We start from the raw sequence: 416 nt of genomic DNA, 5'->3' as shown, positions 1-416 counted from the left end.
GTCGATGCCCGCGTCGAGCACGAAATCGCGTCCGAAAATGGCCTTCGTCGCCATCCCGATGACCGGCAGATGGACCCATGCGGCAATGTCGGCGAGGCCGAACGACTCGCCGAGCGCATACGGCGAAAATTGCGTCATCTGTTTGAACGCATCGATCGCGCGCGGCAGGCGCTTCTCGACGTGCGCCTTCGTCCCGTCGCCGACCTTGCCGCCGAAAAACGCTTCCGTATAGACCTCGCGCGCCATCCATTCGAGATACAGCTCGAGCGTCTCGACCAGTTCGCGCACCTTCGCAGCCGCGAACGGGCTCGCCGGGAAAATGCCTTTCTCGGGATAACGCGCCGCCAGGTATTCGATGATCACCTGCGACTCGAACAATGCGCCTTCTTCGGTCTTCAGGAACGGAATCTTGCCGA

General features: G+C 61.5%; 1 protein-coding gene. It reads right to left on the bottom strand.

Going from position 1 to position 416, the window contains the following annotated elements:
- On the bottom strand, window positions 1-416 hold a 416-nt coding region (locus FOZ70_RS36075), incomplete at both ends, for a glutathione S-transferase N-terminal domain-containing protein (protein WP_219707805.1).

Origin of the sequence: Burkholderia sp. COPS (assembly GCF_019425585.1) — a bacterium.
GTDB classification, from domain to species: Bacteria; Pseudomonadota; Gammaproteobacteria; order Burkholderiales; family Burkholderiaceae; genus Burkholderia; species Burkholderia cepacia.
The sequence above is the reverse complement of the archived record's forward strand: the minus strand, read 5'-3'. Positions and strand labels throughout refer to the sequence as shown.